We start from the raw sequence: 20,335 nt of genomic DNA on the forward strand, positions 1-20,335 counted from the left end.
ATTTCGTAATGACTACAGGCTGGTTGAATGAAAAAAGGTGCTGAAGACAGCACCTTTTTTTGAGGCGAACTCAATCAGTTTTTACGCTGCGGCACATCCACAAAGTCGTCCAGGCTCAGGCCTTTTTCGGCCAGCAGGGCTTCGAGTACGGGCTTCAAACGGCCCAAGCTAGCCTCAACCGTTTCGCGCACGGTATCGACCATTACTTGCGTGCTGCGCTCAATCTCGATGTTCACCAAGTCGCCCACTTTTTTGCCGCCAAACACGGTCATGCGCAGAGTCTCGGGGATCAGCCAGACCTCGAACCAGCCTTCTTTGCGGTTGACTTCGGCGACTGTGAGACTGGCGCCGTTGGCGGCGATATAGCCTTTGGCAAACACATAGGGGCGAAAGGCTTCGGGTATGCCAAAGCGAATCTTGTGGTTGGTGTCGGTCTTCACAATTTCCAGCAGCGGCGCGGTGAAGTCCACATGGCCAGACAGCGGGTGGCCGCCAATCTCAGCGCCATCCTTGGCGGCGCGCTCCACATTGATGGTGTGGCCCACTTGGTACTGGCCCAGCGTGGTGATGTTCAGGCTTTGCTGCATCACATCAAACGTGGCGCGGGTGGGCGAGAGGTTCTCGGTCACCGTCAGGCATACGCCGTCGTGCGAGACGCTGGCGCCAATGGCCAAGTCTTCGCAAAAGCCTTCGGGGAATTCCATGGTGAAGGTGCGCAGACCGTCTTGGTCGCGCAGCGCGGCAATGCTTGCCACAGCTTGGATGATGCCGGTGAACACGGGACTGTCTCTCTTCTCAACAGGCGGGCGCAGGGCGCGGGCCTTGGTTCAAAACAGCTATTTTGCCTGCGTTGCAGGGCCGCATCAGGCGAAGGCGGACTGACCTTCCCAGAATCCACTAACAAGGCCTTCGGGCTTTTTCAGCGCGCGCACCCATGCGCAATCGGGCCAGGCATCCATCTGTACATTCATCCCCGCAAACACGCCGTAGCCGGGGCCGGCGGCAATCACGCCATCGGCTTGCAGCGTCTCGCCTGTGCGAATGCTGCAGGCCGCACGTATATCGCCCAGCGACTTGATGCCCCAGCCCGCCTGAATATGGTTGCCGCACTCGAGATGGTCGTTGCAGGCAATGCCATGCCCTACATCCAGCAGGCCCTGCACCTGAATGCTGCCGGTTGCGCGCAGCCCCTTGGCACAGCGCAATGCGCCCTGCACATTTACTTCGCGGTCGATCTGGGCTCGGCCGCTGAGTTCCACATCGCCGTTGCACACCAGCTCCCAGCCCGCACGCAGGTCTTCAGCGTGAATATTGCCGTCCACCTCGATGCTCCAGGCTGCCTTGATATTGCCGCCGGCCTTGAGTAGCGCATCGCAGAAGATGGCGCCGCCGCTTTGGATGTCTTCACCCACTTCCAGCTTGCCGGCGCGTATGCCGCCGCCCACCTGCAGGCCGCGGCCCACCAGCAACTGGCCGGGCACGCGCACATCGCCGCGCACAATCAGCGTGCCGGCATAGACGAAGTTATCGGCCTCAAGGTGTTCCACCTCCAGCACGCTATGGGTTGCGCCAAAGTTTTCCAGCAGCCAGCGGGCGTCCTCCACACGACCTGCGGCCACTTGCGTATCCATGGCGGCCTGATAGTCGCCGCCGCTCAAGTTGTTGCGCACAAACCAGCGGTAGCCCATGGCGCAAGGGTTCTTGCCGCGCAAAAAATTCTGTGTGAGTTCCATATCCATGGCTGACCTCCAATCAATCCGTCTTGTCCGATTCGTCCGTTGAGCAAGGTGCGGCGCGTGGCAGGACGTGACCGTGTCGGCCATAGACGTACCTATCCCGTGCACCTGTAGGTGTGCTGCTTGGTCAGGCCGTGCGGAGGATGTAAGAGCGTTGCTCTATGCCATCCGCACGGCGGCGGAAAGCATGGCCGTGACACCGCTGAGGCTCACGAACGCGGTCGGAATGCCATGGCGGCGGGTGTGCAGCTTTCGCAGCGCGCAGGCACGCGCAGGCAGCTCTGCAATCAATGCAAAGCGGCGCAAACGGGCGGCGGTGGAAAGGTGGGTGCAGGCCATGGATAGAGGGAAAACTGGAGCCGCAATTATGCCTTCTGGCTTTTTTGCGGTCTTGTGCACTGGTATAGATGCCGTGTTAATGCCTTGGCACGCTGGTTCCCGTGTGCAGCGCAAGGCATCGCTCGTTTGGGTAACATCAGCTCCCCTTGCGGGCGCGCGCACGGCTTACTGGTCTGGATCAGGCCACAGCCTTGAAATGCGCAGCGCCTTGCCCTGAAATTGCAGCCACAGACTCGCCTTGATCGGGTCTGGGCGTTGAGACCAGTCATGACTCAAAACACCCCGCCATCTTTTTTAAGCCGTATCGCCATTGCGATCGGCAGCTTTTTCGCCATCCTCGGCAACGGCCGTCTGGCCGCTGATGTGACCCGTGTGCGCGCTGGCGAGGCTTTTGCCGCTGACGTTGCCCCCAAGGAAGTGCGCGTCGAAGTGCCGGTCGAGAAGATTGTCGAAGTCCGCGTAGAAGTGCCCGTGGAGAAAATCGTCGAAAAGACGGTTGAAAAGCGCATTGAAGTTCCCGTCGAGAAGCTGGTTGAAAAAACCATTGAAGTTGAAAAACTGGTGGCCACGGACACCGCCGCCCTGCAACTGCTGGGCCTCATGCAGCGCGAAGCGCGCTTTGTGGATTTCATCCAAGAAGACGTGGCGCCCTACACCGATGCTGAAATTGGCGCCGCCGCCCGTGTTGTGCACGAAGGCTGCCGCAAGGTGCTGCGCGATCATTTCGCCATTGCCCCGGTGCGTGCTGAAGCCGAAGGCTCTCGCATCACCCTGCAAGCGGGTTTTGACGCCGCTGCCGTGCGCCTGACTGGCAATGTTGTCGGCCAAGCACCGTTCACCGGCACGCTGGGCCACCGTGGCTGGCAGGTCACCGACGTGAAGCTGCCGCAGCTGACTGACATTCAGGCCGCAAAGGTCATTGCCCAAGCCGAAGTGGAGCTGTAAACCATGAATATGTTTGCTTCCATCGCTTCGTCTGGTGCCACTCAAAATTCTGCAGCTACTCCTGATTCTGTAGCTGCTAGTCCTCAAGCTGTAAGCACTACAGGCCAAAACGCTTCAAATTCAAGTGCTGCTGAGTACAGCATTGGCATTGACTTGGGCACCACGCACAGCGCGCTGTCTTTCGTCAACAAGACTGCCAGTGACGGCGAAAAAGTCGTGCAAGGCGTGCTGGATATTCCCCAGCTCACAGCACCGGCCAGTGTTGAGTCCAAACCTTTGCTGCCCTCGTTTTTGTACCTGCCGCATGACAGTGAGTTGACTCAGGCCGAGCGTACTTTGCCCGGCGCCGCATCCAGTGACTTCATCACCGGCGAATTCGCCCGCAGCCGTGGCGCGGCCACGCCTATCCGTCTGGTCAGCAGCGCTAAAAGCTGGCTGTGCCACCCCGGCGTAGATCGTCGCTCGCCCTTGCTGCCCGCCGATGCGCCTGAAGAAGTCAGCCGCGTCTCGCCGCTGACGGCCTCCATTCGCTACTTGGAGCACCTGCGCTGGGCGTGGGAGCAAGCCCACCCTGAAGCACCGTTTGCCCAGCAAGACATCACCGTCACCATTCCCGCATCGTTTGACCCTGCTGCGCGCGAGCTGACGGCCGAAGCGTGCAAGGCCGCAGGCTTTGCCAACCTTACCCTGCTGGAAGAACCGCAAGCGGCTCTCTACAGCTGGATTCAGGCCAGCGGCGGCGACTGGCGTAAACAAGTCAAGCACGGTGACGTGATTCTTGTGGTGGACGTGGGCGGTGGCACCACCGACCTGTCTTTGATCGCCGTGCTGGAGCGTGAAGGCAATTTGGAGCTGCAACGCATTGCCGTGGGCGAGCACATCTTGCTGGGCGGCGACAACATGGACTTGGCCTTGGCCTACGGCGTAGCCCGCAAGTTGGCGCAAGAGGGCAAACAACTGGACGCCTGGCAAACCCGCGCCCTGTCGCACGGCTGCCGAGCTGCCAAGGAGCAACTGCTGGCCGATGCTGCGCTGCAATCCGTGCCCGTGGTGGTGCCCAGCCGGGGCAGCAAGCTCATCGGCGGCAGCATTCGCACCGAAGTCACGCGTGATGAAGTGCTGGCCATGCTGGTCGAAGGCTTCTTCCCCAAGGTGGCGGTCAGCGACAAGCCCCAGACCCGCGCCCGCGCAGCTCTTACGCAACTGGGCTTGCCCTATGCGCAAGATGCTGCCGTTACCCGCCACTTGGCCGCTTTTTTGAGCCGCCAAGTCAATGCTCTGCAATCCATTGATGGCTTGAACGTGCCGCAACAAGAAGGCGCCACCTTCTTGCACCCCACGGCCATTTTGTTCAACGGCGGCGTGCTCAAAGCTGCGCAAATTGAGCAACGCATTGTGGAGGTCATCAACGGCTGGTTGGACCAAGAAGCGAGCGAGCCTGCCCGCCTGCTTGATGGTGCCAACCTGGATCTGGCCGTGGCCCGTGGCGCAGCCTACTACGGCCATATCACCAGCACCGGCCGTGGCGTGCGCATTCGCGGCGGCACCGCCCAGTCCTACTACGTGGGTGTGGAGAGCAATATGCCCGCCATCCCCGGCATGGAGCCGCCTATGTCAGCCCTGTGCCTGGCCCCGTTCGGCATGGAAGAAGGCACCGAAGTCGCGCTGAGCGATCTGGAGCTGGGCTTAGTCGTCGGTGAGCCTGTGCGCCTGCGTTTCTTTGGCTCCAGCGTGCGCCGCGCCGATGTCGTCGGCACCATGCTGGATTTCTGGGGCCCGGAAGAGCTGGTCGAGCTGCAAGAAATTGAGCTGAACCTGCCAGCATCTGGCCGTGCGGCTGGTGAAGTCGTGCCTGTCACGCTGGAAGCGCATGTCACCGATATCGGTACGCTGGAGCTGAATGCTGTGCCTGTGGGTGGAACTGACCGCTGGAAGGTGGAGTTTGATGTGCGCGCCGAGACTTCGGCGGAAGCTGCTGAGTAAAGCCGTTTAGTCGCTTCACGAAAAGCCCGCTGACCGATTGGTTGGTGGGCTTTTTTGTTTATGAGTGTTTTATGGCTCTGGCGCTTATGAGCTAGGCGCAAGTCGCTATGTTTTTTGGGCTGCTGCCGCTGTATTCCCGGTAAATCTGGGTGAATGACGGCGGGAGAATCAACCAAAAACCGCCGCAGGCAAAAAGAACTGCACTCCGCAGTCCTTGCTGCCAATTGTTACGATCAGCCAACTCCCTAGCGCATCGTTTTTTGGCTTTCATGACTGTCACCTCTACTCAACCCACCTACATCGTCGGCATCGACCTCGGCACAAGTCACACTGTGGCAGCCAGCGTAGCGGTGGCTGGGGCGGAGAGCGATATTGCGCTGCTCAATATTCCCCAGCGCAGCACGGCGGGCGAGGTGCTGGCCCAGCCTCTGCTGCCCTCGGTGCGCTACCAGGCCGCGCCCGGCGAGCTGGGTGATAGCTGGCAGCAGCCGTGGCCGCCGCAGGGCGCCGATGCGCAAGCCCCCGCCGTCATAGGCCGCTGGGCGCGTGACTTGGGCACGGCTGTGCCGGGTCGGCTGGTGGCCAGCGCCAAAAGCTGGCTCTCGCACACCGGTGTGGATCGCACTGCGCCCATACTGCCGTGGGGGGCGGGGGATGATGTAGCCAAGGTGTCGCCACTGGCGGCGTCGGCCTCATATCTGGCCCACGTTAAAGCTGCGTGGGACAGGGCGCACCCAGAAGCACCGCTGCACGAGCAAAGCGTGGTGTTGACGGTGCCTGCATCCTTTGACGAAGGTGCCCGCGCGCTGACGCTTCAGGCGGCGCAGTTGGCAGGCCTGCCAAACGTGCAATTGCTGGAAGAACCCAAAGCTGCATTTCATGACTGGCTGGTGCTGCAAGGCGACCAATTAGCGCAGCAACTGGCCAATAGCCGACTGGTGCTGGTGGTCGATGTGGGCGGCGGTACGACCGATCTGACCTTGATTCGTGTCGAAAAAGCAGCCGATGGTGGCTTGCCTGAGCTGACTCGCACCGCCGTGGGCGAGCATTTGATGCTGGGTGGCGACAACATGGATCTGGCGCTGGCCCACCAGCTTGAGGCGGCTTTTGCAGGCGAAGGCAACAAGCTGCCCGCTCAGCGTTTTGCCCAACTGGTGCAGCGCTGCCGCATGGCCAAAGAGCAGTTGCTGGCGGCTGATGCACCCGAGCAGCTCAGCATCACCTTGCTGGGTAGCGGCAGCCGTTTGCTGGCTGCAACGCAGACGGCCACGCTGACCCGGGCGCAAGTGCAGCAGCAGGTGGTTGAAGGATTTTTGCCACCGGCGCAGATCACTGATGTGCCCATCAAGCGCCAAGGCGCGCTACGCGGCTTTGGTTTGCCGTACCCGGCCGATGCGGCGATCAGCCGCCATCTGGCGCAGTTTCTGGCTCAGCATGCTGGCGCAGAGTTGCCAGACACCGTGCTGCTCAATGGCGGCGTATTTCACGCCAATGCGCTGGTGCAGCGGCTGACCGACTTGCTCAGCACCTGGCGCGGTAGCCCCGTGCGGGTGCTGCACAACCCGCACCCGGACTGGGCCGTGGCACGTGGCGCGGCGGCTTATGGGCTGGCGCGGGCGCAGGCTGAATTGCAAGAAAAAATAGAAGTTAATCAGCCTGCAGCGCAAGTAGAGCAAGCGCCTGCAGCTATCAAAAACAGTATTCCCCGCATTGGCGGCGGCGCAGCGCGCAGCTACTGGCTGCTGCTGCCTGGCAAAAAAGGCCAAGCCCCCCAAGGCCTTTGCCTGCTGCCGCGCGGCACGGAGGAGGGCGTGCGCATCGTGCTTTCGGGGCGGCGCTTTGCGCTCAAGCTGGGGCAGGCCGTGCGCTTTAATTTGCTGGCCAACAGCCAGAGCCATGCTCCCGTACAGGCCGGGCAGATTGCGCCTTTGACGGGAGATGGTTGGGTGGAACTACCGCCGCTGGCCACCGTGCTGCCCGCACCTGAAGGCAAGGCCGTTGCGCAGGTCGAGGTGCAGTTGCAGGCCAGCATGAGCGAGGTGGGAACGCTGGAAGTGCGCTGCGTGGAAGTGCAAGATGCCGCTCAGTCATGGCTGCTGCCCTTTGCGGTGCGCGGCGCTGTAACTACAGAAAACATAGCTACCAGCGCAGATACATCAAGCGCTGAAGACCAAAAAGGCTTGAATTCTCTAGCCGCCAAACTGCCCGAAGCGGTGGCGTTGATTGACCGTATTTTTGGCACGCAGGCACAAGAAGTTACGGGCAAGGAAGTGCGCCAGTTGCGCCCGTCGCTGGAGAAGGTTCTGGGCCCGCGCGATGGCTGGGATGTGGGCCTGTTGCGCGCCTTATTTGATGCCTTGCTGGCCCGTGCCAAACGCCGCCGCCGCACCGCCGACCATGAGCGCGTGTGGCTCAATTTGGCTGGCTGGTGCCTGCGCCCCGGCGTGGGTGCCCAGCTGGATGCATGGCGCATCACACAGGTCTGGGCGCTGTACGCCGCAGGGCTGGGTCACGCCAAAGAGTCTGCTAATTGGACGGAATGGTGGGTCTTCTGGCGCCGCGTGGCCGCAGGTTTGAACGAGGCCCAGCAGATGGAGCTGCTGGAGGATGTGGCCGGCCAGATGCAAAAGGCCGTGCAGCAAACCACAAGATCAGGCGGCAAAAGCAGCCACGGAAGTTACGACGACATGCTGCGCCTGTTCGCTGCCATGGAGGCCGTGCCCTGGCAGTACCGACAGGAAATGGGGCAGTGGATGCTGCAGCGCTTAAAGCGCGAAGGTGAAACCGTGCAGACCTGGTGGGCCATAGGTCGGCTGGCCGCCCGCCAATCGCTGGCCGCTAACGCGCACTTGGTCATGCCGCCCGATGCCGCGCAGGAGTTTTTGAGCGCCACACTGGCGCAGGACTGGCGCAAGAACGAGACGGCCATGTTCGCCGCCGTGCAAATGGCGCGAATGACAGGTGACCGAGCGCGTGATCTGCCTGACGAAGTGCGCGTGCAGGTGCTGGAGAAGATGCGCAGCAGCGCAGCGCCCGAGCGCTGGATTGCCATGGTCGAGCAGGTGGTGCAGATGCAGGCCGAGGACCACAAGCGCAGTCTGGGCGACAGCCTGCCGCCCGGGTTGGTGCTGTTGTGATGCGGGGTGGAGGGGTTGTGCATGGTTGCAAGACGGGGTGCTAGGTCACAGCGCTCCCGTTTACGATGTGCTATCGCCACACCTGCACAGATTCACCCGATGTTTGATATTGTTTCTGTCCCCAGCTTTCTGCCCCTTCAAACAGGAATTCCACGTGATGACGGACTGATGATCTATGCCCCTGAAGAATTGGCAGAGCGCAACGAAACCTATGAGGTCACGGCGTATTTGCCGGGGCATTGGATGATTGGTGGCGACAGCGGCGGGCGCGGCATTCTGGTGGATCCCGTGGGGGCCCTCTGGATCTGCGGTTTGGGGGCGCTGTTTCTGGAGGACCGTGAGCCACTGGCACCCAGTCTGGCGCAATGGGTGGAGCAGGGGTGCCCGATTCCATCGTGGGAAGATGCGCAAGAGGATGAAGACTGAGGCCATGGACCACGACCTGTCGTTCGATCCCGCATTCGTGCAGTCGCTGCACGACATCGCCTGGTTCTCGCGCTGCGGCGAGGCGCTGGCGGAGGGCTTGCCTTTTGACGCCCGGCAGGTCGTCTCTCAGAAACATGCCTATCGCCAATGTGCCAGCACGCAATGGGAGAGTGTGACCTTGGAGGCGCGTAATGCGCTGACAGGCTTTCTGGCCGTCAAGGCGCGCGACGAATACCAGCAGTGGAATATTCTGACCCGCCAGGCGCGCGAGCGCATCATCACGCCCTTGAAAGAGCAGCACTGGGAACCGTTTGCGCAGAAGGCCGGGCTGGGGTCGGAGTTCATGCACTGTGTGCAATGGGACCTGTTTGCGCTGTGCATGGAACATGCCTATCGTCACCAGCCTGCGCTGCCGCAGTTTTTCCACGGCTTGCGCAAGGTCTATGGGGCGGGGCATTTCCCCTGCGGCTGGGAAGGCGGCAAATACCCGGCAGGACGTTTGCAGGTCTGGTGAACACAGAGATACAGACAGAAGAGGCCTCTGGTGTTTAAGCTGGCCTGATTCCTGTCAATGAGGGAGCACGTACATGCGTCAATCTTGGATATCCATGGTCATCGCTACACGGCTGCTGAGCGCAGCCGGTCAGATTCAGGCCAGAGTCTGGTGCTTCCCAGTATTCCGGAAGCCACTGATGCGCTGGTGGCCATGTTTGCAGGCTCTGGCCTGCCTCGACCCTCCAAGTTGAAGCTGGGTACCTGTATTGCCGCGGTAGAGGCAACGTACCCCGGTCAGGTCGCCTGCACGATGGCGGTGACCTTGCGGGCGGCGACCACGGAAAGCCAGATCGACTTCTACAAGCAAGGCAAGAAGTGGGTGGGTCAGCCCAGCGTGTCGCAGGATAAGCTGCCTTTCCCGGACCCTGCACTGCATTGATGGTTGGGCCTCAGAGGTGCTTGCCTTGAAGGGTGAGAGGTGAACGTGGCATGAATCCTGCTGCGTGATCGGGTGACATGCACGACCACGATCGCCCTCTTATGAAAACGCCACTGCACTACCTGATCGCTGCCCGGCAAAGCGAAATTGCCGAGCTGGAGCAAATCAGTCGCGCCAGTACGCTGGTTGCCAGCATGTCTGAGCTGGTTCATGCATTGCAAAAGGAGCGCGGGCTTTCCAATATTTTTCTGGTCAGCAGCGGAGCATTGGCCCAGCAGGCCTTGCTGGCCCACGGTCAGCATGTGGATCAGGTCATGGGCCGGGTCTGCGTGGTGCTTGAAGAGCTGGGTGAGCGCTCGCCCGGTGCGCATGGCGCGCGGCTGTTTAATTCGATTGCTAATGCGCTGCAGGGCTTTGAGGCTTTGCCGCAGTTGCGCCATCAGCGAGATGCGCTGCAACTGAGTGCCGAGGATTGCATGCAGGCGCTGATTCGCATCATTGCAGCCTGCCTGACCGTCGTGTATGAGGCCGCAGACAGCGCTTGCGATCCTGATATTGCGAAGCTGCTGGTGGCTCTGTTTCATTTCATGCAGGGTAAAGAGTTGGCGGGGCAAGAGAGGGCTACAGGGGTTGCTGCGTTCACTCAAGGTATCAGCAAGGCTGAGCGTCAGCGCCATTGGCTGCATTTGATTGAGTCGCAGGACGGCTGCTTTCAGGTTTTTGCAGATTTCGCCAGCCCGCAGGGGGTAGAGCGCTGGCAGCAGCAGTGCGGAGCTTGCACGGATATGACCGTGATTGAGCGGCTGCGGCGCATAGGTTGTACGGCTGCTGATGGCGCACCGCTGGATAAGGCGCTGAGCTCTCCCTGGTTTGAAGCTTGCTCCAGTCGACTGGATGCCATGCACCAGATTGAGGCATTTCTGGCGCAGGAGCTACAGGCGCAGTGTTTGTGCAAGCTTGAACTGTCCGGCGCAGCACTGTCTCAGCAGCAGGCCTTGCTTGAAACTCTGCCTGAGCCGTTGGTTCGCGCAGAGAGTGGCGTAGCCTTTATTTTGGGGACAGCACAGGGCGCTGCGCTGCCGGCAGAAGGTGTTTATGGCCGGCAGCTGGGTAAAAGCATTGTTGGCCTGGTGCAGGAGCAGGCTGCGCGGCTGCAGGATATGCAGACCGAGATTGACAAGGCGCGCTCCACGCTCAAGGAGCGCAAGACCATAGAACGAGCCAAGGGCGTGTTGATGAATTACCGCCAGCTTGGCGAGGGCGATGCCTATAAGCTGATCCGCCAGACAGCTATGAACCAGAACCGGCGAATGCTGGATGTGGCCGAGGCCATTCTGGCGACGGTGGACCTGCTGCCGTGCAGCACCAATTCGTAGCACTGGATCGCATGAGTTGTTGCGACGCACCAAATCTGGGCTGAAATCGGGCGTAAGTCATCTTCTTCCTAGTGCGAAAGGTCTGGCACGGTTTGTGCATGACTGTTGATGTCAAGCAGACCAAAGGCGGTCGCGCTTAAAGCGTTATTACGAGTGACCTGGGACAACGGCGTCCTTCTCTCCTCTCACCCGAGGAGGGAAGGACGCTTTTTGTTTTCCGGATCGCTTTCACCACGATTCTTGTTGGAGTTTTCTCATGAGCAAGCGCCTTTTCCCATCCCCAGTCCTTTCTCTGGAGTCTGGCCGCAGAGACTTTCTGCGCGTTGCAGGCGGTGCCGCACTCTATGGTGCATTAGGTCACCACGGCGTCTGGGCTGCGGGCTCGGATGCACCCGAGAAGAAGGAAGTCAAGATTGGCTTCATCCCGTTGACGGATTGCGCCAGCGTGGTCATGGCGTCGGTGCTGGGTTTTGACCAGAAATATGGCGTCAAAATCATCCCCAGCAAAGAGGCGAGCTGGGCCAGCGTGCGCGACAAGATGGTGAATGGCGAGCTGGACTTTGCGCATGTGCTGTACGGCTTGGTCTACGGCCTGCATCTGGGCATTGGTGGCCCCAAAAAAGACATGGCTGTGCTGATGAACCTGAACAACAACGGTCAGGCCATTACCGTATCCAAAGCGCTGGCCGACAAGGGCGCTGTGGATGGAGCAAGCCTCGCCAAGGTCATGGCCAGAGAAAAGCGCGAATACACGTTTGCGGGCACCTTCCCCACCGGCACCCATGCCATGTGGATGCACTACTGGCTGGCTGCGGCGGGCATCAATCCGGTGACGGATGCCAAGCTGATCACCGTGCCTCCGCCCCAGATGGTGGCCAATATGCGTGTGGGCAATATGGACGGTTTTTGCGTGGGCGAGCCGTGGAACCACCGCGCCATCATGGATGGCATTGGAATCACGGCCAATACCACGCAGGACATCTGGAAGGATCACCCCGAAAAAGTGCTGGGCACTACGGGCGACTTTGCCAGCAAGAACCCCAACACCTGCCGCGCCGTGATGATGGCGATTCTGGAGGCCAGCCGCTGGATTGACGCCAGCTTGCAAAACAAGATGAAGATGGCCGAGACCGTGGCCCAGAAGTCCTACATCAACACCAGTGTGGACGCGATCAATCAGCGCATTCTGGGCCGCTACCAGAACGGTCTGGGCAAAACCTGGGACGACCCCAACCACATGAAGTTCTTCAACGACGGTGCGGTGAACTTCCCCTATCTGTCTGACGGCATGTGGTTCCTGACTCAGCACAAGCGCTGGGGCTTGCTCAAGAGTCACCCCGATTACCTGGCCGTGGCCAAGAAGATCAATCGCATTGACCTGTATACGCAGGCCGCGAGCCAGCTCAAGGTGAATGTGCCCAAAGAGTCACTGCGCAGCAGCAAGCTGATGGATGGCGTGGTGTGGGATGGCAAGAACCCCGCCCAGTACGCCGACAGTTTCAAGATCAAGGCCTGAGGCCGATACCCCAACGGAGATTCACCATGGTCAGTGCCGCACTTCCATCCCGTCTTGAATTAGATCCGCCCCACGATCCGCAACTGGCCATACAAGCGGCCAATGAGGCACGCTTGAATGCTTCCAAAGTGATAGCTGATAGCGCAGAACCTGCAAGGGCTACAGTGAAAAAAGACTCAAAACTCAAAGCGGCGTCTGCCGCAGCCCTCGCCGCGCCGCCCAACCGCTGGCGCCAGCGTGCTGAAGGACTGATCGGCACGGTGCTGCCGCCGCTGCTGGGGCTGGCGCTGCTGGTGGGCTTGTGGTCCATCGTCTCCAGCACCACGGGTCACAGCATTCCCACCCCGGCGGATACCTGGACGCAGGCGGTCGAGGTTTTTCGTGATCCGTTCTATACCAACGGCCCCAACGATCAGGGCGTGGGCTGGAATGTGCTGTCGTCGCTGCAGCGCGTGGCGCTGGGCTTTGGGTTGGCGGCGCTGGTGGGCATTCCTGCAGGCTTTTTGATTGGGCGCTTTAACTTTCTCTCGCGCATGTTCAACCCGCTCATCAGCCTGCTGCGCCCCGTGTCGCCGCTGGCTTGGTTGCCGATTGGCCTGCTGGTGTTCAAGGGGGCTAATCCGGCCGCCAGCTGGACTATCTTCATCTGCTCCATCTGGCCCATGGTCATCAACACGGCCGTCGGTGTGCAGCGTGTGCCGCAGGATTACATGAACGTGGCGCGGGTGCTGAACCTCAGCGAATGGAAGATTGCCACCACCATTCTGTTCCCTGCCGTGCTGCCCTATATGTTGACGGGCGTGCGACTGGCCGTGGGCACGGCCTGGCTGGTGATTGTGGCCGCCGAGATGCTGACCGGTGGCGTGGGCATTGGCTTCTGGGTCTGGGACGAGTGGAACAACCTCAACGTCAAGAACATCATCATCGCCATCTTTGTGATTGGCATTGTGGGCCTGCTGCTGGAATGGGCGCTGGTCAAGCTGGCTTCGGCCTTTACATTTGAAGAGGTGAAATCATGAACGCATCGCTGTCCACCAAGTACATCGAGATCCAGGATGTCGATCAGACCTTCAAGACCGCCAAAGGCCTGTTTCCTGCGCTGCAGGGCATCAACCTCAATATCGCCAAGGGCGAGTTTGTCAGCCTCATTGGCCACTCGGGCTGCGGCAAGTCCACCTTGCTTAACCTGATTGCCGGGCTGACGGTGCCCACCAGTGGTGCACTGCTGTGCGCCAACAAGGAAATCAAGGGCCCGGGCCCCGAGCGCGCTGTAGTGTTCCAGAACCATTCGCTGCTGCCATGGCTGACCTGCTGGGGCAATGTGCATCTGGCGGTGGAGCGTGTCTTTGCCAAGCGCGAAACCAAGGCGCAGCTAGCCGAGCGCACCGATGCCGCGCTGGCCATGGTGGGCCTGACGCACGCCGCGCAAAAGCGCCCCGGCGAAATATCGGGCGGCATGAAGCAGCGCGTGGGCATTGCCCGTGCGCTGTCGATGGAGCCGCAAGTGCTGCTGATGGATGAGCCGTTTGGTGCGCTGGATGCATTGACCCGCGCCAAGCTGCAAGATGAGTTGCTGGAGATCGTGGCCCGCACGCAAAGCACTGTGGTCATGGTGACGCACGATGTAGACGAGGCCGTGCTGCTGTCCGACAAAATCGTGATGATGACCAATGGGCCTGCCGCCACCATTGGCGAGGTGCTGCACGTAGAACTGCCCCGCCCGCGCAGCCGTGTAGTGCTGGCAGAAGACATGCAGTACCAGAGCTACCGCAAAGCCGTGATCGACTTTCTCTACACTCGCCAGGGGCATGTGGAGAAGGCGGCCTGAGTCTGCTTTATTTACCGCTGCATGGCGCCTTCGGGCGCCATGTTTGTTTTGATGCACTGCAATAAAGCGTGACTGCACAGAAACAGTGCGTGATGGCAGGCTCGTTAGATATTTCTTAGGGCAGGGAAGCTGGCACAGCAATTGCATAGCTCTTGTTGTGGCCAAGGTGGGCCACAGGGTGATGGTGCAAGGCTGGACCAGATCCCAAAGACAAAGACGTCTGCGCGCTCATGCGAGTCATGAAGCGCGAGGCGTCTTTTTTTTGCTTTGCAAGCCCACGGGGACTGAGATGAAAAAATCCAAACTGGTCATGATTGGCAACGGAATGGCAGGTGTGCGCGCTCTGGAGGAGCTGCTGACCATTGCCCCCGACCTGTACGACATCACGGTGTTTGGTGCCGAGCCACACCCGAACTACAACCGCATTCTGTTGTCGCCTGTGCTGGCCGGTGAGCAGACGCTTGCCGACATCGTGCTCAATGACTGGGCCTGGTACCTGGACAACCATATCCTGCTGCATGCGGGTTATACGGTCACAGCGGTGGATCGTGCCCGCCGAGTCGTGCATGCCACCAATGCGCAGGGCGAGACCATCAGCGCCGAGTACGACCGCCTCATCATGGCCACGGGCTCCAACCCTTTCATCCTGCCTATCCCCGGCAAGGAGCTGGCAGGTGTGCTGGCCTACCGCGACATCGCCGATACCGAAGCCATGATTGAAGCGGCCAAAACGCTCAAGCACGCGGTGGTGATTGGTGGTGGCCTTTTGGGGCTGGAGGCCGCCAACGGCCTGATGAAGCGCGGCATGCAGGTCACCGTGGTGCATGTGGGTGACTGGCTGATGGAGCGCCAGTTAGACGATCAGGCCGGCCGCATGCTGCAAAAGTCGCTGGCCGAGCGTGGCATGCAGTTCTGCATGAAAGCGCAGACGCAAGAGCTGGTGGGTAACGACGCCGGCCGCGTGAGTGCAGTGCGCTTTAAGGATGGCAGCGAAGTACCTGCCGATCTGGTGGTGATGGCCGTGGGTATTCGCCCCAATACAACACTGGCCGAGTCCATGCATCTGCATGTGAACCGCGGCATTGTTGTCAGCGACACCATGCAGACCATCACCGACCCGCGCATTTACGCCGTGGGCGAATGCGCCGTGCACCGTGGCATCGCCTACGGGCTCGTCGCTCCGCTGTTTGAACAAGGCAAGGTACTGGCCAACCATCTGGCCGAGTTTGGCATTGGCCGCTACATGGGCTCGCTCACGTCCACCAAGCTCAAAGTCACGGGCATTGACTTGTTCTCGGCCGGTGACTTTCAGGGTGGCGGTGATACCGAAGAAATCTTGATGAGTGATCCCTATGCCGGGGTCTATAAAAAACTGGTTATCAAGGGCGACAAACTGGTCGGCGCCTGCCTGTATGGCGACACTGTGGATGGCAGCTGGTACTTCAAGCTGCTGCGCGAAGGCCGCAGCGTGGCCGACATTCGCGACAAGCTGATGTTTGGTGAATCTAATCTGGGCGATACCGGCCACCAAGGGCAGAACAAGGCGGCGGCGCTGGCCGATAGCGATGAGGTTTGCGGCTGCAACGGCGTGACCAAGGGCGCAATCTGCAAAGCCATCAAGGACAAGGGCCTGTTCACGCTGGAAGATGTGCGCAAGCACACCAAAGCCAGTGCCAGCTGCGGCTCATGCACGGGGCTGGTCGAGCAGATCATCATGTTCACCGCCGGTGGCGACTATTCCGCATCGCCCAAGACCAAGGCCATGTGTGGTTGCACCGACCATGGCCACCAGACAGTGCGCGATGTGATTCGCACCAACAAGCTGCTCAGTACCGATGCAGTGTTCCGCTTTATGGAATGGCGCACGCCCAACGGTTGTGCATCGTGCCGCCCAGCCGTCAATTACTACCTGATCAGCACCTGGCCCAAAGATGCCAAGGATGATCCGCAAAGCCGCTTCATCAACGAACGTAGCCACGCCAACATCCAGAAAGATGGAACGTACAGCGTCATCCCGCGCATGTGGGGCGGCGAGACAACAGCGAGTGAGCTGCGCCGTATTGCCGATGTGGTGGACAAGTACGACATTCCCACCGTCAAGGTCACGGGCGGTCAGCGCATCGACTTGCTGGGCGTAAAGAAGGAAGACCTGCAAGGCGTGTGGAACGACATTGGCATGCCCTGCGGCCACGCCTACGCCAAGGCGCTGCGCACCGTCAAAACCTGTGTGGGCAGCGAATGGTGCCGCATGGGCACGCAAGACAGCACCCAAATGGGCAAGGATCTGGAGCGTGCCATGTGGCGTATGTATGCCCCGCACAAGGTGAAGTTTGCCGTCAGCGGCTGCCCGCGCAACTGTGCGGAGTCCGGCATCAAGGACGTGGGCATCATCGGCGTCGATTCAGGCTGGGAGATGTATGTGGGCGGCAATGGCGGCATCAAAACCGAGGTGGCCCACTTCTTTGCCAAGCTCAAAACCGCAGAAGAAGTCATGGAGTACACGGGTGCCTTCATGCAGCTGTACCGGCTGGAAGGCTGGTACCTGGAGCGCACCGTGCACTACATCAACCGCGTGGGTCTGGACTATGTAAAAAAGCGCATTCTGGACGATGCCCAAGGCCGCAAGGCGCTGTGGGAAGAGCTGCAGTTTGCGCTCGATGGCGAGCCCGATCCCTGGTTTGAAACCGACAAGGCAGCGGTGGATACGCGCCAGTTCCAGCCCCTGACCGCTGCGCAAACCGAAAGCGCCTGATTTAAAAAAATTGCCAAGGAGCCAGAAATGAGCGAATGGATTTCTATCTGCACGATTGACGACATCCCCGTGCTCGGCGCCCGCCGCGTGGCGCGTGCGCAAGGGATGGATGTAGCAGTCTTTCGCAACGCCGAAAACGAAGTATTTGCCCTGCTTGACCGCTGCCCGCACAAGGGCGGCCCGCTGTCTCAAGGCATTGTGTTTGGCCGCAGCGTGGCCTGCCCGCTGCACAACTGGACGATTGCGCTGAGCAGCGGTGAAGCCGCTGCGCCTGACGAAGGCTGCACGCCGTACTTCAGCGTGCGGGTGGAGGATGGCGAGGTGCAGCTGCGAGCCGATGAGCTTGCAAGCCGCGCACTGGAGCAGACGCGGCCCCACGGGGGCCCTGCGCATTGCAGCGGCAAATCAGCCTGCACTGCTGCCTGAATCTTTTTTGCTATAGATGTAATAGCTACTGGCGCTTATTGGATGAGCGCCATAGCCCCAAAACACTGAAAGCCTGCCATGCCTGAGACCCGATCCACCTGCCCCTACTGCGGCGTTGGCTGTGGAGTCATCATTGAGTCGGATGGCGTGCAAATCACCGGCGTGCGGGGCGACCCCGATCACCCTGCCAATCGGGGGCGTTTGTGCACCAAGGGCAGTACTTTGCACCTGACTGCAGCGCCCGTACACGCCCAGCAATCGCGCCTGCTGCAGCCTCTGCGCAGATTCGACCGGGCATCGGCCCCGCAACCGGTGAGCTGGGATGCAGCGCTGGATGATGTGGCTGGCCGCATGGCGCAAATCCGCGCGGAGCATGGCCCGGATGCGCTGGGTTTTTACCTCAGCGGCCAGTTGCTGACGGAGGACTATTACGTCTTTAACAAGCTGGTCAAAGGTCTGCTGGGCACGAATAACTTGGACACCAATTCCCGCTTGTGCATGAGCAGCGCCGTGGCGGGCTACAAGGCCACGCTGGGGGCTGATGCGCCGCCCGCCTGCTATGAAGACATTGACCTGGCCAGCTGCATGTTCATCGTGGGCAGCAATATGGCCTGGGCGCACCCGATTCTGTTTCGCCGTGTGGAAGAGGCCAAGGCGCGCAACCCGCAGCTCAAAATCATTGTGGCCGACCCGCGCAAGACTGAGACTGCCGAGCTGGCTGATCTTTATCTGCCGTTGCAACCGGGCAGCGATGTGATGCTGTTTCACAGCTTGCTGCACATCATGCTGTGGGAAGGCTGGATGGATAACGCTTTCATCGAGGTACACACCAGCGGCTTTGCAGCACTGAAAGAGCTGGTGCGCGAAGCCACGCCCGAGAGAGCATCTGCCATTTGTGGCGTGCCCACAGAGGATTTGTACAAGGCCGCACGCTGGATTGCTTTGGGGGGTGCAGACAGCGTGCCACGTCAACCCACGTTGAGTCTGTACTGTCAGGGGCTCAACCAGAGCGCCAGCGGCACGGCGAACAACGCGGCGCTCATCAATTTGCACTTGGCGACAGGCCAGATTGGCAAGCCCGGCGCGGGGCCGTTGTCTCTCACCGGTCAGCCCAACGCCATGGGCGGGCGCGAGGTGGGCGGCTTGTCGAATTTGCTCAGCGCCCACCGCGACATGGCCAACCCGCTGCACCGCGAAGAAGTGGCACAGCTGTGGGGCGTAGAAAGTATTCCATCTAGGCCCGGAAAGTCTGCAATAGAGATGTTTGAGGCGGCGGCCGATGGCCAGATCAAAGCGCTGTGGATTGCCTGCACCAACCCCGCGCAAAGCATGCCCGACCAAGCCATGGTGCGCCGCGCGCTGGAGCGCGCCGAGCTTGTGGTGGTGCAAGAAGCTTTTGCTGCGACCGAAACCACGGCCTACGCTGACTGGTTGCTGCCCGCCACCACCTGGGGCGAAAAGCTGGGCACCGTTACCAACAGCGAGCGCCGCATCTCCCGCGTGCGTGCTGCCGTGGCTGCGCCCGGTCTGGCGCGCCACGACTGGCAGATTGGCGTGCAGCTGGCGCGGCGGCTGGAGCCCTTGGTGCGCCCCGGCAAGCCTTCGCTTTTTGGCTATGACATCAGCCGCGCCGAAGCAGCAGCCGAGGCCATCTGGAACGAGCACCGCGAAAGCACGCGTGGGCGAGATTTGGACATCACCGGTCTGAGCTGGCAAATGCTTCACGACAAGGGCCCGCAGCAATGGCCTGTGCCCAGCGGCGCAGCGCAAGGCACGCAGCGCCTGTACACCGACGGCCAGTTTGTGAGCGATGACGGCCGTGCCCGCTTTGATGCGCAGCCCTGGAAGCCCGTGGCCGTGCAGCGCGATGCGCGCCACCCTTTCAGCCTGAACACCGGCCGTTTGCGTGACCAGTGGCATGGTATGACGCGTACCGGCCAGCTAGGCCGACTGTTTGCCCATGTGAGCGAGCCGCAGTTGCAGGTGCACCCGCAAGACATGCAGCGCCTGCAGCTGCAAGATGGCGATCTGGTCCATGTCTCCAACCGCTACGGCGCTATCGTGTTGCCCGTAAAGGCCGATACGGGTCTGCAGCACTCTCAGCTGTATCTGCCCATGCACTGGGGCGGTATGTACCTGAGTGGACGCAGCTCCAAAGGCCAGCGTTTAGCGGGTGTGAATGAGCTGACTACCCCTGAGTTCTGCCCGCGCTCCAAGCAGCCAGAACTCAAGCATGTTGCCGTGAGACTGCTCAAGGCCGAGGTGCCTTGGACTTGCATGGGCATGGCCTGGCTGGATGAATCGCAGGTTCTGGCCACGCGCGCAGCTTTGACAGAGCTGATGGCGGAGTTCGACTTTGCCAGCTGCGTGCTGTTTGGCCGTTCTGTACCGCTGGAAAAGGCCAGCGAAGGCCGCACCGGCGTGCAGTTTCGCGCCGCAGCGTATGAGGCCCCGAGCGCCGAGGTTTTGAAGCGACTGCACCAGTTGCTGCAATTAGATGGAGCGCAGGCGCTGCGCTATGTCGATGCCCGCCGCCAATGCAGTCGTGCCATGGCCATCGGTCAGCAAGGTGGCGAGCCTGTGCTGAATGCCTTTTTGCTGTGTGGTGATGCCAGCGCAGGGCAGTGGCTGGCGCCCGTGCTGCGCGATGAGCAATCCACCAAAAGTTTTGGCCGACTGCTGCTGTCCTCGGGTAGTAAACCGCCAGCCGCTATGGCGGCGCGCTCGCCACAGGTTTGCGCCTGCATGAATGTGGATGAGGCCAGCATTACCGCCAAGCTGGGCCAGTGCAGCGGTTCACCCGATGAGCGGCTGGCGCAACTCAAGTCTTCGCTGGGTTGCGGTACGCGCTGCGGCTCCTGCATTCCTACGATCAAACAACTGGTGCAGGCGGTGCCCCCTGTCACCCTGATGGTTGCTGCATAAATTTTTAGCTGA

At 60.7% G+C, this 20,335-nt stretch carries 16 protein-coding genes; 13 read left to right on the top strand and 3 right to left on the bottom strand.

Annotation, left to right across the window (positions count from 1 at the left end; genetic code table 11):
- Window positions 1-74: 74 nt before the first annotated feature.
- The 3 genes from KUF54_RS00470 to KUF54_RS00480 all read right to left on the bottom strand — a co-directional run bounded on the left by KUF54_RS00470 (window position 75) and on the right by KUF54_RS00480 (window position 2,135).
- Entirely contained in the window at window positions 75-779 is a 705-nt protein-coding gene (locus KUF54_RS00470; RefSeq protein WP_219344248.1) for a riboflavin synthase subunit alpha, read from the bottom strand.
- Between the two features lie 84 nt (window positions 780-863).
- On the bottom strand, window positions 864-1,739 hold the full coding sequence (locus tag KUF54_RS00475; protein WP_219344250.1) for a FapA family protein: 876 nt from the start codon (window positions 1,737-1,739) through the stop codon (window positions 864-866).
- Between the two features lie 156 nt (window positions 1,740-1,895).
- Window positions 1,896-2,135, bottom strand: coding sequence for a hypothetical protein (locus KUF54_RS00480; protein ID WP_255576199.1), 240 nt, complete (start codon window positions 2,133-2,135; stop codon window positions 1,896-1,898).
- A gap of 207 nt (window positions 2,136-2,342) precedes the next feature.
- Here KUF54_RS00480 and KUF54_RS00485 point away from each other — a divergent pair, with 207 nt between their 5' ends.
- The 13 genes from KUF54_RS00485 to KUF54_RS00545 all read left to right on the top strand — a co-directional run bounded on the left by KUF54_RS00485 (window position 2,343) and on the right by KUF54_RS00545 (window position 20,323).
- Entirely contained in the window at window positions 2,343-3,020 is a 678-nt protein-coding gene (locus KUF54_RS00485; RefSeq protein WP_219344252.1) for a DUF2760 domain-containing protein, read from the top strand.
- 3 nt (window positions 3,021-3,023) lie between these two features.
- Window positions 3,024-5,003, top strand: a complete 1,980-nt coding sequence (locus tag KUF54_RS00490; RefSeq protein ID WP_219344254.1) for an Hsp70 family protein — start codon at window positions 3,024-3,026, stop codon at window positions 5,001-5,003.
- A 269-nt stretch (window positions 5,004-5,272) separates the two neighbouring features.
- Entirely contained in the window at window positions 5,273-8,140 is a 2,868-nt protein-coding gene (locus KUF54_RS00495; protein WP_219344256.1) for an Hsp70 family protein, read from the top strand.
- 99 nt (window positions 8,141-8,239) lie between these two features.
- Window positions 8,240-8,566, top strand: a complete 327-nt coding sequence (locus KUF54_RS00500) for a hypothetical protein (protein ID WP_219344258.1) — start codon at window positions 8,240-8,242, stop codon at window positions 8,564-8,566.
- Between the two features lie 4 nt (window positions 8,567-8,570).
- Window positions 8,571-9,080, top strand: a complete 510-nt coding sequence (locus KUF54_RS00505; protein ID WP_219344260.1) for a hypothetical protein — start codon at window positions 8,571-8,573, stop codon at window positions 9,078-9,080.
- 84 nt (window positions 9,081-9,164) lie between these two features.
- Window positions 9,165-9,500 (top strand): hypothetical protein, encoded by a 336-nt coding sequence (locus KUF54_RS00510; RefSeq protein WP_255576200.1) that lies wholly within the window; start codon window positions 9,165-9,167, stop codon window positions 9,498-9,500.
- Window positions 9,501-9,601: 101 nt separating this feature from the next.
- Window positions 9,602-10,876, top strand: a complete 1,275-nt coding sequence (locus tag KUF54_RS00515; RefSeq protein WP_219344262.1) for a nitrate regulatory protein — start codon at window positions 9,602-9,604, stop codon at window positions 10,874-10,876.
- A 256-nt stretch (window positions 10,877-11,132) separates the two neighbouring features.
- Window positions 11,133-12,392: a CmpA/NrtA family ABC transporter substrate-binding protein gene (locus KUF54_RS00520; RefSeq protein ID WP_219344263.1), complete on the top strand. Its 1,260-nt coding sequence runs from the start codon at window positions 11,133-11,135 to the stop codon at window positions 12,390-12,392.
- A gap of 26 nt (window positions 12,393-12,418) precedes the next feature.
- The gene (gene ntrB / locus KUF54_RS00525) at window positions 12,419-13,411 is read left to right on the top strand and encodes a nitrate ABC transporter permease (protein WP_219344265.1); all 993 of its coding nucleotides are present in this window, start codon (window positions 12,419-12,421) and stop codon (window positions 13,409-13,411) included.
- Window positions 13,408-14,220: an ABC transporter ATP-binding protein gene (locus tag KUF54_RS00530; protein WP_219344266.1), complete on the top strand. Its 813-nt coding sequence runs from the start codon at window positions 13,408-13,410 to the stop codon at window positions 14,218-14,220. The genes ntrB and KUF54_RS00530 overlap by 4 nt, the downstream gene beginning before the upstream one ends.
- A 289-nt stretch (window positions 14,221-14,509) precedes the next feature.
- Window positions 14,510-16,972, top strand: coding sequence for a nitrite reductase large subunit NirB (gene nirB / locus KUF54_RS00535; RefSeq protein ID WP_219344268.1), 2,463 nt, complete (start codon window positions 14,510-14,512; stop codon window positions 16,970-16,972).
- A 27-nt stretch (window positions 16,973-16,999) separates the two neighbouring features.
- The gene (nirD, locus tag KUF54_RS00540) at window positions 17,000-17,398 is read left to right on the top strand and encodes a nitrite reductase small subunit NirD (protein ID WP_219344270.1); all 399 of its coding nucleotides are present in this window, start codon (window positions 17,000-17,002) and stop codon (window positions 17,396-17,398) included.
- A 78-nt stretch (window positions 17,399-17,476) separates the two neighbouring features.
- Window positions 17,477-20,323, top strand: a complete 2,847-nt coding sequence (locus KUF54_RS00545) for a nitrate reductase (RefSeq protein WP_219344272.1) — start codon at window positions 17,477-17,479, stop codon at window positions 20,321-20,323.
- Window positions 20,324-20,335 lie beyond the last annotated feature (12 nt).

The sequence above is a fragment of the Comamonas sp. Y33R10-2 genome, assembly GCF_019355935.1.
Taxonomy (GTDB): Bacteria; Pseudomonadota; Gammaproteobacteria; order Burkholderiales; family Burkholderiaceae_C; genus Comamonas.